This window comes from bacterium 336/3, assembly GCA_001281695.1.
Taxonomy (GTDB): Bacteria; Bacteroidota; Bacteroidia; order Cytophagales; family Thermonemataceae; genus Raineya.
Window position 1 is genome coordinate 1,101,681 of sequence record LJIE01000001.1, and the last position, 15,998, is coordinate 1,117,678.

Consider the following 15,998-nt stretch of genomic DNA (forward strand, 5'->3'; position numbering starts at 1 on the left):
CCATACAGAACGAATACTTGTAGAATTCAAGAATTTATTAAATCCAGCTTTTGCATCTTCAATTACAACACTACCATTTGCTTCCTGACGAGCAGAAACAACTTCTATATCGCTGTTGAAACGATACAAAATGTTTCCAGTTAAATTATCATAAGAAACAGCTTGGACTGGGTTGGTTCTACCAAATTGGATAAGTCCCCAGTTTTTATTCAATAAATTTCCAACATTAATAATATCCCAAGTGATTTGTACTTGATGCTTCATTTTTTTGCTTGGAGCATTGACTGTATGAGTAAAACGTACATCAAAACGATGATTCCAAGGAGCAACAGCACCATTACGTTCTGCAAACTGTCCTCTACGATTTTTTAAACTTTTTTCACTTTCAATAAAGCTATTGAATCCTTCCCATTGTTTGTCTGATGTAAGAGTATAAGAAGCTGTACGAATAAGCTCTCCATTAGTATTGGTAAATCCAAAACGGCTTACATCTACATCTCTTGAGTGGTTTTGGAATTGAATTTCAGATGCATTACGAGGAACATAAATTAATTCGTTGTTGTTGATACCATCTAAATTGATGTCTGTTACAGTACCACCAGAAGCAGTTGCTACTAAGAAAGAATAATTGTTACCCATTTGTCCATTATAGAACATGGCTAATTGAGAAGTACCATATTCATTCCAATTTTTTGTATAACCAAATGCTACAATAGCTCTATGACGAACATTGAAATCACTTTCTGCAACCAATGGTGTGTTAGGGCTGTTAGCACCTGTTCTTGTTAAGTTAAAGTTAGAAGATGAAACTGAGTTTGTCGCACTCAAAGCATCTTTAGCAATAGAATAAGTATAAGCTACATTACCAAAAAAGTTCTTAGCATTTTTACGTAATTGAGCTGTTGCACTATACTGCAAACCTGCATTCGTATTTTCAAGAACATAAACACCCGTAAAATTTGCAGGATCAATTAAACGAGGACCTTGTCCAAATGTTCCAAATATGGGTCTATTTTCGTTATTCAATACACCTTGCTGACCAGCCAAGTTAATATTTCTAAAGTACATATCATTCAATGTTCTTGTATAAATAAACTCTGCTGTACCTACTAAGCCCCAAGGCAATTTTTGGTCAACACCTAAACTTGTACGAAATACTTGGGGTAAACGTAAGTTAGGATTGGTAAGGTTTACAAGAGATGTTCCACCTTGAACGCCTGCTCCAGGAGGTAAATAATTAGGATTTGTTAAAATAGCATCTCTTTGAGCTTGTGTCAAACCTGTAAAAATAGCATTCAATTGTCCTTGATCTTGGATGTTTACTTGTCCAAAATCTACACCACTATTGCTATATTGGTTAGAAAGCCATACAAAAGGAGGGCGACCAGCAAAGATACCAGTACCACCACGAACTTGTGTTTTACCATCACCTTTTACATCCCAATTGAATCCAACTCTTGGAGACCAAAGAATCTTAGGAGAGGGGGTTTCATCATTACGAATACCAAATTGTTCTTCAAATAAAGGATTTCTGCTTACATCACCTAACATTACTGGTAAATCACCACGTACGCCTAACGTGAGGCGAAGTTTATCATTTACATTCCACTCATCCTGAATATATAAGCCAAATTGTACAGCTGCCCATTTAGCACTTTGTCTACTATCAGATGTTCTAGAATAATTCTTTAAATAACTAATAGGTATACCAGACTCTAAACTAAAATTAGGAGCAGTAGGATCTACTTGTCCAGTTACTGGATCTCTTGGTGCAAATACAGAAGCAAATCCCCACTCACCAGCAGCAGCCTGAATAAATAAGTTGTCAAAGAAATATAATTCATTTCTTGTTCCAAATAACAAGGTATGTTTTCCTTTAAACCAAGTGAAATGGTCTGTAATTTCTACCAAATTTTGACGGAGACTATTTGCTCCTCTAATTCTGTCTAAACCTGTTACAACTGTACCAATAGTTGCATTGTTTACACGCATACTTGGAAAATCTCTACCTTCATTGTCACTCAAATCATAAATATTGGTATAACCTAATCTGAATTCATTACTCATTTTGTTGTTAAAACGGCTTTGAATTTCAAAAACAGTGGTATTAGTTGTGTTTGTGATACGATAGCCAGAACTTGGAAAAGAATAAGTTGTACTACCTCTGAAAATTTCTTGAGAAAAAGCTCTAATAAAATTATGACGGAGCGTAAGAGTGTGTTTATCACTTAAGTTAAAATCCAAACGACCAAATATTTTATTATTATTTTGGATATTATCAAATGTACTGGCAGGATCTCCAGGATCATAGTTAAATTTCTGAATATGAATATTACGAATGTCATTTAATTCTGTAATAAGATTATTAAGAATAGCAGGATTACTTCTAGTAAAGAATGGCAACTCAAATAAGTTTGGTTCTGTACGTCTGCCAATTTCGCCATTTACAAAGAAAAATAATTTATTCTTCAAAATAGGACCACCTACTCTAAATCCATACTGGTTGTCTTTAAAATTTGTAACAGTAAGTGTTCCATCTCCAATACGTCTTCCTACTAAATCCTGATTTTTGAGAAATGTATAAACAGAACCTTCAATTTCGTTTGTACCACTACGAGTTACAGCATTTACACCACCACCAATAAAACCACTCTGACGAACATCATAAGGAGCAATAATTACCTGAATTTCTTTGATAGCATCTAAGCTAACAGGTTGAGAACCAGTTCTTCCGCCAGGTGTTCCTCTGTCATTCAAACCAAAAACGTCATTGTTTACAGCACCATCAATCATTACATTGTTGAAACGGTTGTTTTGTCCTGCAAAGGAAAGTCCTCCATTTGCCTGAGCTGAAAACTGAGGAGTTAATCTCACAAAATCATCTAAACCTCTTGAAATAGTAGGTAAAGAGTTGATTTCTTCGTTGGAGATGTTAGTAGAAGCTCCTGTTCTAGAGGCATCAAATATTTTATCTTTTGTTCCAACAACCTCAATACCAGAAATTTCCTGATTGTCTTCAGCCAATGAAAAATTTAGTTTAAGGGTTTGTCCCAGTTGTAAAGAAATATTGGATTGCTTATTGGTTTTATAGCCTATCGCCTCAATAGTGATGGTATATGGACCTCCAACTCTTACATTTGGTAGAAAATAAGCACCATTTTCGTCAGTTACTGAGCCATATTTAGTGCCTGTTGGTTCGTGAATAGCAATAACAGTAGCACCTGCAATAACTTGATTTTTAGTATCTTTTGCTGTACCTGTTACAGATGCAGTTGTTATCCCTTGCCCCTGAACATTCAAACTTGCAAATACTAAAATACATGCATAGGTTAGGTAAAGTAGAATTTTTCGATTCATAAGAATTTTAATAGAATAATTAGACATTTCTTTCCAAAAGTGCAAAGTTACAATATATGTACTGATTGCCAAGACTTCTTCTATTAATTTATCATTAACACTTCTCAAAAACTTTGTAAAAGACATGTAAGTTTTAAGTAAATTAAGAAAAAAATAAATAATTTTTTCTTCTTATCTTTGCGACAAAAAAAAGATACCCTGATGAAAAAATATTACTGCTTATGGTTGGTAGCTTTTATAAGCTTAACCCTTCATGCCCAGATACCCGCAGGATACTATAATACTGCGACAGGTACAGGATACACCTTGAAAACACAATTATATAATATTATTAAGAATCATACAGTGGTTTCTTATGGTACATTGTATTCTTGTTATCAAGGTACCTATAATGGTAATGCAACAGATAAAAAGCCAAATGGAAAAGTTTGGGATATGTATTCGGACATTCCAAACGGAACACCTCCTTATGAATATAATTGGAATCAAACTTGTGGCAGCTATTCAAATGAAGGTGATTGCTTTAATAGAGAACACTCCTTACCTCAGTCTTGGTTTAATTCAGCTTCACCAATGGTTTCTGATTTATTTCATGTTTATCCTACAGACGGGAAAGTCAATGGTATCAGAAGCAATTTTCCTTTTGGAACAGTAACCAATCCTACACAAACCACCCAAAATGGGAGTAAATTGGGGCCTTGTTCATTTGCTGGTTACACAAGTACTGTGTTTGAACCAAGAGATGAATACAAAGGTGACTTTGCTCGTACATATTTTTATATGGCTACTCGTTATGAAGATGTAATAGCTGGTTGGCAAACTAATGGTAATGCTGATAATGTGTTTAATGGAACATCCAATCAAGTTTTTGATACTTGGCAATTAAATTTATTATACCAATGGCATATTCAAGACCCTGTAAGTCAAAAAGAAATAGATAGAAACAATGCTATTTACACTATCCAAAATAATAGAAACCCTTACATAGACCGTCCTGAGTGGGTAGCTACTATTTGGGGTTTTGGTCCTGTTTCTCCTGCTGTAAATTTTGCAAGTGCAACAGGCTCTATACAAGAGCCTGCTTCAGGAACAAGAACTTATTCTGTAAATATTTTAGCTAATACAACAGCCAATAACCCTTTTACTGTAAATATTTCTGTGGATGGAGCAGGTTCTACAGCAGCAACACCCAGTGATTATACTTTTTCTACGACTTCTGTAACTTTTACAGGTTCAGAAACTTCTAAAACAATTCAGGTAACTGTAAATAGCGATGGAAATACAGAACCTGATGAAACATTGAAGTTAGTTTTATCATCACCTACCAATGGAATGGCTCTTGGAGGTACAACAGCTCATACCATAACAATAAAAGATGTTTCTGCTACAACTTCTACCGTTGAAACTTTTGACCCTTGTACAAATCTGAATACATGGAAAGCTTTTAGTGTAACAGGTACTCAAGTATGGGCATGTACTACAAGTGGGTTTGGTGGAACAAGTGGAGCTCAAATGAATGGATTTAGTGGCTCTGCTCAAAATAATGAAGATTGGCTCATCTCACCTGCTCAAACAGTTACAGCTACATCAAAAATATCATATCGTTCAAGAGCAGATTTCTCTGGACCTGTTTTAGAATTATTTGTTTCATCAAATTACTCAGGTTCAGGAACACCTACTGCAGCTACTTGGACGAAAATAAATACAGCCACTTTTGCAATACCTTCGGGTAATTCTGCTGGAACATGGGTTTATACACAAGACCTTGATATTTCTGCTTATACAGGTGCCAATCGTTATTTTGCATTCAAATATACTTCTACTACTGGTACAAATACAGCAGCTCGTTGGACTTTAGATGATATTGGTTTTTCAGGAAATTCTGGTTCTGTGGGCATTCCTCCAGCATTAATGGCAACTGGCAGTCTTGTGAATTTTGGTAGTATTGTTGTAGGTTTGACATCTACAAATCAAAGTTTTGTAGTTTCAGGAACCAATTTAACAGGAGATGTAGCTGTAGAGGCACCTGCTAATTTTCAGGTTTCTAAAGATGGTATAACTTTTAGTAGTACTATTATATATGTGTCAGGTACAGATTTTACATTACCAACACTTACTAATAAAACTGTATATATTCGTTTTGCTCCAAACTCGGGTGTTGATGGCTCTAAAGATGGAGATGTAGCAATTAGTTCGCCATTAGCATCTACTATATATTTGACTGCTGAGGGTACAGAAACAGGTAATGGTTCTGCTCAAATACAGTTTAAAGGCATAACAAGTGATGTGGTAGAAGGTAATAATAAAATTGTATTGCTGGATATTAGCCCTGCTCCTACAAGATTAACATCTTTTACAGTTAAAACCAGATTTTTGGGTGGAATCTCAATGGATGATTTTACAAGTACTCCTAATTTGAACACAACAGATTCTACTTTTACGATTAATATCCCTATAGGAGCAACACAAAGTTCCTTCATTATCAATGCAAAACAAGATACTCAAACAGAAACAAATGAAGCTTTAGAGTTCAGAATAATAGGAACAGCAGCAGGTTTGAGTTCAGCAGGACAAATTACACATAGACTTAATTTCTTGGATACTGATGTAACTGCTATTGATGATTATATTTCTGAAAATACAGTATTATATCCAAATCCATCCTCAGAAATGTTGTATATCAGAACACCTTTAGAGCAATATACAATCGAAATAGTTGATGTTTTGGGTAAAAAAATAGATACATTCAATACATCCAGAGAAATCAATCTGAAAAATTTTACGGAAGGGGTTTATTTTGTAAAACTCAAAACTGATGGAGGAGTTGTAACTAAAAGACTAATTATCAAAAGATAAAATTACTGAGCCTTGAAACCTAATTAATAAGTTTCAAGGCTTTGTTATGTGTTTTAATAACATACAATTAACAACTAATCCAAAAACATTTCATAATTTTGCGAGCATTTTTACTTTAGTATTCAACAAACAAAGTTTTATATGAAACAAAAAAATTACACAAGTCTTATACTACTCCTTTGCTTATGGGTATTAGGTGTAGGCAATGTGAAAGGACAAATACTTACAGAACAGTTTAATTATGGAGCAGTATCTGATAGTCTCAGCTTTATTTCTGGAACAGTATGGAATGGACATAGTTTAGGAGGAGCTTCTTTAACCAATCCAATTCAATATGTAGCTGGTTCAAATTTGAGTTTGGGTTCTTACCCTACCTTGGGAGGCAAAGTGACTTTTACTACATCAGGGCAAGATATTAATAGTACATTGTCTTCTGCGGTTACATCTGGGACACTGTATTATTCTTTTTTGGTAAATATTACAAGTGCACAGACAGCAGGAGATTATTTTATTCATACAGGACCAAGTCCAATAGGTAGTGGTTTTAATAATAGAGTTTTTGCTCGTTTAAGTGGTGGAAATTTACAATTTGGTATTCAAAAAACTAGTACAGGTCCTGCAACTTATGGAACAAATAACTATTCTACAGGTACAACTTATTTAATAGTTGTTAAATATCAGTTTAATACAGGAAGCACTACAGACGATGTATCTAGTCTATATGTATTTACTACTACAGCTCCTTTGACAGAACCTGGTGCAACAGAAGCAACAAATAGTGCAGGAACTGACCCTACATCACTCCAAACCATAGCCATCAGACAGGGAACAGCTGCAAATGCTCCTGCTGGAGAAATAGATTATATACGTGTGGGTACAACTTGGGCAGATGTTACATCTGTACCTTCTGCTACACCTACTATCACTTTAGGTTCTACAAGTTTAACAGGTTTTACTACTACTGTGGGAACACCTTCAACAGCACAACAATACGGAGTATCTGGTTCAAACCTTACAGGTTTTCCTAGTGATATAGTAGTGACAGCTCCCACAGGTTATGAAGTATCATTGACATCAGGCTCTGGATTTTCAGGTTCTGTGAATGTGGCTTATACAAGTGCAACACTTTCTAACACAACAATCTTTGTAAGAATAGCAGCGAGTGCAAGTGTTGGTTCACCCAGTGGAAATATTACCAATGCAGGTGGTGGAGCAACTACCCAAAATGTAGCTGTAAGTGGTACTGTAAATGCTCCTCCAGCTACACTCACAGTGAACCCTACAAGTTTGAGTGGTTTTACAACAGTAACAGGCACAGCATCAACTGAACAATCTTATACTTTGAGTGGCACAGATTTAACAGGTTTCCCAGCTAATATTACAGTAACAGCACCCACAGGTTATGAAGTATCATTGACATCAGGTTCTGGTTTTGCGGGTTCTGTGAATGTGGCTTATGCAAGTGCAACACTCTCTAACACAACAATTTTTGTAAGAATAGCAGCGAGTGCATCAGTAGGCTCTCCTAGTGGAAATATCACCAATGCAGGTGGTGGAGCAACCACTCAAAATGTTGCTGTAAGTGGAAATGTAAACCCATTAACTCCTACATTGAATGTAAATCCAACATCTCTTTCAGGCTTTACAACAATTACAGGCACAGCATCAGCAGAGCAATCTTATACCTTAAGTGGAACAAACTTAACAGGCTTCCCTGATAACATACTAGTTACAGCCCCTACGGGTTATGAAGTATCATTGACATCAGGCTCTGGATTTGGAGGTTCTGTGAATGTGGCTTACACCAGTGCAACACTTTCTAATACAACTATTTTTGTAAGAATAGCAGCGAGTGCAAGTGTTGGCTCACCTAGTGGAAATGTTACCAATGCAGGTGGTGGAGCAACTACCCAAAATGTAGCTGTAAGTGGTACTGTAAATCCTGTTCCTACACCAACATTAACAGTAAATCCAACAAGTTTAAGTGGCTTTACCACAACAGCAGGTACAGCATCAGCTAATCAATCATATACATTGAGTGGAGTTAATTTAACAGGTTTTCCTAGTAATATAGTAGTGACAGCACCCACAGGTTATGAAGTATCATTGACATCAGGTTCTGGATTTGGAGGTTCTGTGAATGTGGCTTACACCAGTGCAACACTTTCTAACACAACAATCTTTGTAAGAATAGCAGCTAGTGCAAGTGTTGGTTCACCAAGTGGAAATGTTACCAATGCAGGTGGTGGAGCAACTACCCAAAATGTAGCAGTAAGTGGTACTGTAAATGCAGCACCTACAGTAGTACCTATTGCAAATATTCGTAATGCGATAGATGGAAGTGGAGCACAAGTCGCTCCTTATGCTGCTGGTACAGCAGTCATGATACAAGGACAAATTTATGGTGTAAATAGAAATATTGATGCAACTGTAGCCAATGGTACAAAGCAAAAATTTGAATTCACAGTGATAGATAATAGTACAGGTAGAAATGGTATTGTGATACGTTCAACAGGAACAGTGGATATTGCCCCTGTTGATATGTTGGAAGGAGATAACATCACAGTATCAGGAACAGTGAGTCAATTTAATGGTTTAACTCAAATTACAGCTACTTCTGTAACAAGAAATAGCACAGGTAACACTCGTAAAACACCTGTGAGTGCTACTGTAATTGCAGAAAATGAAGAATCTCAATTGATTAGACTTACAGGGGTTACAGTAACGGCTTGGCCTACACTTCCTCATACAGGTTCGGGTGTGAATGCAACTATTACTGTGGGTGCAAATACTTATACGCTTCGTATTACATCTGCAAGTGAACTATTTAATAAATCAGTAACAGACGTTTTTGGTACTGGAGCAACTCTGCCTGTAAATAATGTAACTATGGTTGGTTTAGGAGGTCAGTTTGATAATGCTTCTCCTTTTGATTCTGGTTATCAGTTATTTGTAACGAAACTTTCTGATGTAACCATTCCACCTCCAATTATTCCTGCAATTAGTACAAATGCACCCAGCACAGGTTTAGATTTCGGAAATGTTGCTAAAAATACTGTTTCAACATCTCAAACTTATAAACTGATAGGTAAAGATTTGCCTACTACAGGTTCTAATTTGAATGTAGTTGTAAATGTTCCTAATAATTTTCAAGTATCTAAAAATAATACAGATTTCTTCTCTACAATTTCTTTTACAAATGCAGAAGTAAATAATGCAGGAACCACAGGTTTGGATGTATATGTTCGTTTTGCACCAGTATCTGACATTGATGGAGCCAAAGGTGGAGATGTAACACACTCTGTACCTTCAATTGTTCCTACTCTTAATGCGAATGTTGCTGTAAAAGGTGTACAAACAGCACCATTGAGTATTGCAGATGAACTTGCAAGTCAAGTAAACATTTATCCTAATCCTACAAATGGAATGACTATTAAAATAGATGCTCCTCAAGATTTTGTAGTTGAAATGTTAGATATAACAGGTAGAAAAGTGGCTAATTTTAATAGTTCTGAGCCTAAATTATCAGATAATTTACCTAATGGATTGTATTTCTTGCAATTTAGCAATGGAACTACTAAGTTTGTAAAACGTTTGGTTATACAAAAATAAAAAATACATAAGTCTTGGGAATATTCATTTCCCAAGACTTATTTCATAAAGCAAACAAATCTAATATGAAAAAAATATACTTTTTTGTATTCTTTCTTGTGATAGGAAAGGCTTTCGCTCAAGTAGAGCCAATAGGAACAGCAAGAGTGAAATCGAATGGTAGTGTGGTTACAGTAACTGGAATAGTTACTAATGATGCTGCTCATGATAACCGTAATAGGAACCGTTGTTTCCAAGATGCTACGGGTGGTTTAAATATTTTTGCTCAAAACTCTGCCACTGCACCAACATTACAATCTCTTAAACCTGGTGATAGTGTTGTTGTAACAGGGACACTTGCAGAATTTAATAATTTGAAGCAACTAGTAGAGCCACTTACAATAACAAGAGTTGCAGAAAATAAAACAGTGCCTAAAGCAAGAGTTGTAACTATTGCTGAATTACAGAATCCCGCAGTAGCAGAACTTCTTGAAAGTATGTTGGTTAGAGTAGAAGATGTTGTATTTGATACTGGAGATGCTATTTTTGGAAGTGGTACAGCAGGAAGAAGCTATGATTTTGACGACCCTAAAAGTCCTGTAAGTGGTAACTGTTTTCCAGTATCAGCAGATTGTAACAATGGTCCAATATACAGAATAAACCCAGGAAATCCTTTGGTTGGAACTGATATTCCTAAAGGAACAGTTAGTTTATCAGGTTATTTAGGGCAATTTGCTGCTGCATACCAAATTACAGCAAGAGGAAGACAAGATTTAGAGTTAGGTTTAGTGATAGAAAATGTATTGCAAGAATCTATTAAACTAAATTCATTCAAATTAACCTTTACAACCAATCAAAAAGCGAAAACTCGTGTACGTTGGGGAAGTATTTTCCTAGTAGATGTTAGTACAACCGACCCTACAAACTATGTAGCAAATTATGATACGACTTTTGTGGGTGAAACCAATATCACAGACCTAAATACAAATCATGAAATTAATATTACAGGTTTGAATGAAGCATCATTGTATTTTGTAGAGATTTTTTGTCAGAATGCTGAGGGGAATAAAAACACAATAGTTGGTGATGTATATGCAACGGCATCTCAATCAACAGGAGATATTAAAGTGTTTTTTAATAGAACTGTAGATGGATCTTTTTCTCGTAATGGTGCTGTACCATTTGTTACTACTGATATGGCTCAAGTAATAGCTGACTATATCAATAAAGCTCAAGTTTCTGTAGATGTTTCAATATACAATGCTAATACTGCTGGAGCTACTAAAATTGCAACAGCATTGAACAATGCTCAAACGAGAGGCGTACAAGTAAGATATATCTTTGGTGGCGAATCTGCGAATACAGCTAACACTTTGATACCTAATATTTTGAAAATGCGTGATAGAAATACTGGTGGAGATGCTGCATTACAAAGAACAGGAACAGGTAATCATAATAAATTTGTTGTAATAGACCCTAATAGTACTCTTAACTCTTATGTGATAACAGGTTCTGGAAACTATACAGATAATAACTTATTTACAGACCCTAATAACTTTTTAGTCATTCAAGATCAAACATTGGCTCGTGCTTATAGAACAGAATTTGATGAAATGTGGGGAGAAGGACCTGTGAGTTTGGCAAACCCTGATCGTCAGAAAAAATCTCGTTTAGGAGCTCAAAAAATTAAAAATACACCTTCTAAATTTGTAATTGGTGATAGAGTAGTAGAACTGGCATTTTCACCTAGTGATAAAACTACCAATACTATCCGTAAAGCAATCTATAGTGCTGATAATGATGTTCGTTTTGGATTACTTCTTATAACATCAGACGACTTACGTACACCTTTGGATTCTATGCAAAATGTAGGATGGGACGTAAAAGGTCTCATTGATGATGAAAATGCTGTGGCTGAGACATCTCCATTGGTTCAAGGAAGTGATTTTGTTTGGTTAAGAGATAAAGGTGTCAATGTAAATGCTTATGTAAGTTCTACAAGTCAGTTACACCACAAATATGTGGTAATAGATGCAGTCCGTACTAATTCTGATCCTCAAGTAGTTACGGGTTCTCATAACTGGTCTTCAGGAGCTGAAACATCAAATGATGAGAATACTCTTATCATTCATGATGCTAAAATTGCCAATATGTATCGCCAAGAGTTTGGGCAACGTTGGTTTGAAGCAACAGGAATTAGAGATGCTTATGTATTGGCTTTAGACGAACCCACAAACGAAAAAGGTGCTGTTATCTATCCAAACCCATCACAAGGTGTATTCAAAATCCAATTTGATAGAGTTGTAAATTCAGAAATTCATGTGAAAGTTGTTGATTTACAAGGTAAGACCATAGAAAATCAAATAATAAATATGGATAGCTCACAATTTGAAATGGAAACTAATCTACCAAAAGGTATGTATGTTTTACAAATTCGTGTAGGCGAAAAGACATTTACTCGTAAAATGGTGGTTACCAAATAATCCTAAAAAGTATTTAAAGATATGAAAAGAAATCTTATATATTTGTTTTTTGTAGCTCTGATAGCTATTTCTTGTAAAGAGGCAAAAGTTGTAGAGCCATTGACATTGTCACAGACTATCCAAAAAATGTGGAAAATTAAAAGCGTACAAGTTACAGAAAATGGCTTGCCTGCTGATAATTTAACTGTATACAATGGGTTTACGATAGAGTTTGTAGGAGAAAAATACTATGTAAGCAATGGTAATGATGCTTTCCCAAATAGCCAAGGGCTTTGGGGCTTTAACGACCCCAATTTAAATACTATCGAATTTGATGGAGGAGTTATAGCAACTGTAAGTAAGTTTAATGCAAGTGAGCTAAATTTTACCTTCACACGTAAAGGTAGTACTGTAAATGGTAGAATTCCTGATAGAACTTTTACCTTTGAATTAGTGGCTTTTAAATAAAAGGAAATATAGGTTTTTGCCTAAAAAACAAAATTTTTTTCTGAAAAAATTATGATTGTTTTTAGAAAATATTTTATATTGCATTAAATTATTGAGACTTCTCTATTTAAAATTTAAAAAAAGTAACGTTATGAAAAATACGAAAATTTTACTATTCCTAATGCTTCTTGGTGTTGTTTTTTCTGCTGGTAAATGTAAGAAAAAAGATAAGGATGAAAATCCTGTTGGTGTAAAAGGTAATTGGAAAATTACTGCTATTACTAATAGTGCTAATCAGACTCCAGCTAATTTAACTTCTTTATTAGAGGGTACATTTACTGGTGGTGATACAAGCTATGAGTTTAAAAATAATTCTGGTACTAGTGTAGAAAGTGGTTCTTATACTTATGATGCTACTGCTAACACTTTAAGCTTTACACCTAGTGGAACATCAGTATTTACAGGTGGTGCAACTGCTTATACAGCTAAAAGCACACTTACATCTACAACACTTCAGTTGGTTGTAAACATTGCTGCTCCTAGCAAACCAGAAAACAACCTTACTATCAGTCTTACAAAACAACAATAAGATATTGATAACCAAGCAAAAAGGCGAAATTTTTAAAAATTTCGCCTTTTTTATTTTCTCATTTTTTCAAGAAAAAATTAGATTCTTGAAAATGAGTTCCATAAAAAAAAACCTAATAAAAAACCTTACATTAGGAAACCTTTTTTCAAAAAAAAACATTATTTTTGATAACTACATTCCCTAAAATTACGTAATCATCACTGACACTATTACATTAAATTTGTTATATCCATTATTCCTAATGTATATGATAAATCTGTTAATTTATTGTTTTTTGGTTTCACTATAAAATATAAAAATTCGTGCTTGTACAAAAAAGAGATGGTCGTTTGGAGTCAGTAAAATTTGACAAGATTACTGCCCGTATCGAGAAATTGTGCTATGGCTTAAACATGAAATATGTTGAGCCCGTGGAAATCGCCAAGCGTGTTATCAATGGAATTTATGACAAAATTCCTACAACTGTTTTAGATGAATTGGCTGCTCAAATGGCTGCTTCTCTTACTACGGTTCACCCAGATTATGCAATATTAGCAGCTAGGATAGCTATTTCTAATTTGCATAAAGAAACCAGTAAGTCTTTTTCAAATACAATGAAAAGACTTTATGAGTACATTGATCCTAAAACAGGCGAAAATGCAGGACTGATAGCTAAAGATGTTTATGAAGTAATCAGAAAGAATGCAGCTCTTTTAGATTCTTCTATTATCTATGATAGAGATTATCAGTATGACTATTTTGGCTTCAAAACACTGGAAAGATCGTATCTTTTACGTACAGATGGTAAAGTAGCAGAACGCCCTCAACACATGTTGATGCGTGTGGCTGTTGGTATTCATAAAGATGATATTGATGCTGCCATAGAAACGTATAATTTGCTTTCTGAGAAGTGGTTTACGCATGCAACGCCTACACTATTCAATGCAGGTACACCTAAGCCACAACTTTCTTCATGTTTCTTATTAACTATGAAGGGAGATTCTATTGATGGAATTTATGATACTTTAAAGCAATGTGCTAAGATTTCTCAGTCAGCTGGCGGAATAGGTTTAGCTATCCATAATATCAGAGCAACAGGCTCTTATATTAAGGGAACGAATGGATATTCTAATGGAATTATCCCTATGCTTAAAGTATTTAATGATACAGCTCGTTATATTGATCAAGGTGGAGGAAAGCGTAAAGGTGCATTTGCTATTTATATAGAGCCTTGGCATGCTGATGTAATGGATTTCTTACAATTACGTAAAAATCATGGTGCAGAAGAATTGAGAGCAAGAGATTTATTTTATGCACTTTGGATTTCTGATTTATTCATGAAGCGTGTAGAAGCCAATGAAACATGGTCTTTGTTCTGCCCTAATGAAGCTCCTGGACTTTCAGATTGTTATGGAGATGAATTTGAAAGACTTTATGAAAAATATGAGTCTGAGGGTAAAGCAAGAAAAGTTGTAAAAGCTCAAGACTTATGGTTTGAAATTCTTGAATCTCAAATAGAAACAGGAAATCCTTATATTTTATTTAAGGATGCAGCCAATAAAAAATCTAATCAGAAGAATTTGGGTACAATCAAGTCGTCAAACTTATGTACTGAAATTATGGAATATACTGCTCCTGATGAAGTGGCTGTATGTAATTTGGCTTCTTTGGCATTGCCCAAGTACATCAACAATGGTAAATTTGACCATCAACGTTTGTATGAAGTAACCAAAGTTATTACCAAAAACTTAAATAAAATTATTGACATCAACTATTACCCTGTTCCTGAAGCAGAGCGTAGTAATAAACGTCACCGTCCTATTGGTATTGGTGTACAAGGTTTGGCGGATGTATTTATTATGCTGCGTATGCCTTTCGATTCGGATGAGGCAAGAGGTTTAAATAAAGATATTTTTGAAACTATTTACTATGCTTCTTTAGAGGCTTCTATGGAAATAGCAAAAGAGAAGGGATATTACGAAACATATCCAGGTTCTCCTATTTCACAAGGTATTTTCCAATTTGATATGTGGGGTGTAAAACCTTCGTCTGGTCGTTGGGATTGGGAAGCTTTGAGAGCTAAAATTTTAGAAAATGGCGTAAGAAACTCTTTGTTACTTGCTCCTATGCCAACAGCTTCTACGTCTCAAATTTTGGGTAATAACGAATGTTTTGAGCCATACACAAGCAATATGTACACTCGTAGAGTGCTTTCTGGAGAGTTTGTGGTAGTAAACAAACATTTACTCAACGATTTAATTGAGCTTGGTTTGTGGAATGAAAATATGAAAAACAAGCTCCAAGCTGCTGAAGGCTCTGTTCAGAACATCAAAGAAATTCCTGAGAATATCAAGGAAATTTATAAAACTGCTTGGGAATTGAAGCAAAAATCTATTTTGGAAATGGCAGCAGATAGAGGTGCTTTCATTTGTCAAAGTCAAAGTTTGAATGTGTTTGTTACAGAACCTAATTTTGGAAAACTGACTTCTATGCATTTTTATGCTTGGAAGCTTGGACTTAAAACAGGTATGTATTACTTACGTACACAAGCTGCAAGCAGTGCTATTAAATTTACTGTGGATACAAATGTATTACAAGAACAAAACACTCAAGAGTTGGTATCTGTTGAACAAAAACAAAAAGATATGATGTGCTCATTGGATGATCCAGATAGCTGTGAGGCTTGTGGAAGCTAAAATAGCTCTGAGATATAAGAA

At 35.0% G+C, this 15,998-nt stretch carries 5 protein-coding genes and 3 pseudogenes; 7 read left to right on the plus strand and 1 reads right to left on the minus strand.

All coding sequences use genetic code 11. The features are described from left to right. Positions 1–195: 195 nt before the first annotated feature. Positions 196–3,357 (minus strand): annotated as a pseudogene (locus AD998_05255) (hypothetical protein). Positions 3,358–3,558: 201 nt separating this feature from the next. Between AD998_05255 and AD998_05260 the strand changes: the two are divergent. The 7 genes and pseudogenes from AD998_05260 to AD998_05290 all read left to right on the plus strand — a co-directional run bounded on the left by AD998_05260 (position 3,559) and on the right by AD998_05290 (position 15,977). After that, a pseudogene (locus AD998_05260) lies at positions 3,559–4,377 on the plus strand (endonuclease I). Positions 4,378–6,354: 1,977 nt separating this feature from the next. Beyond that, positions 6,355–9,825: a hypothetical protein gene (locus tag AD998_05265; GenBank protein ID KOY85637.1), complete on the plus strand. Its 3,471-nt coding sequence runs from the start codon at positions 6,355–6,357 to the stop codon at positions 9,823–9,825. Between the two features lie 968 nt (positions 9,826–10,793). Further along, positions 10,794–12,287: pseudogene (locus AD998_05270) on the plus strand (hypothetical protein). Between the two features lie 21 nt (positions 12,288–12,308). After that, positions 12,309–12,734, plus strand: a complete 426-nt coding sequence (locus AD998_05275) for a hypothetical protein (GenBank protein KOY85638.1) — start codon at positions 12,309–12,311, stop codon at positions 12,732–12,734. A 160-nt stretch (positions 12,735–12,894) separates the two neighbouring features. After that, complete coding sequence (locus tag AD998_05280; protein ID KOY85639.1) at positions 12,895–13,302, plus strand: hypothetical protein; 408 nt, start codon at positions 12,895–12,897, stop codon at positions 13,300–13,302. A 4-nt stretch (positions 13,303–13,306) separates the two neighbouring features. Next, complete coding sequence (locus tag AD998_05285; GenBank protein KOY85640.1) at positions 13,307–13,486, plus strand: hypothetical protein; 180 nt, start codon at positions 13,307–13,309, stop codon at positions 13,484–13,486. Between the two features lie 118 nt (positions 13,487–13,604). Continuing rightward, positions 13,605–15,977 (plus strand): ribonucleoside-diphosphate reductase, encoded by a 2,373-nt coding sequence (locus AD998_05290; GenBank protein KOY85641.1) that lies wholly within the window; start codon positions 13,605–13,607, stop codon positions 15,975–15,977. Positions 15,978–15,998: the final 21 nt, after the last annotated feature.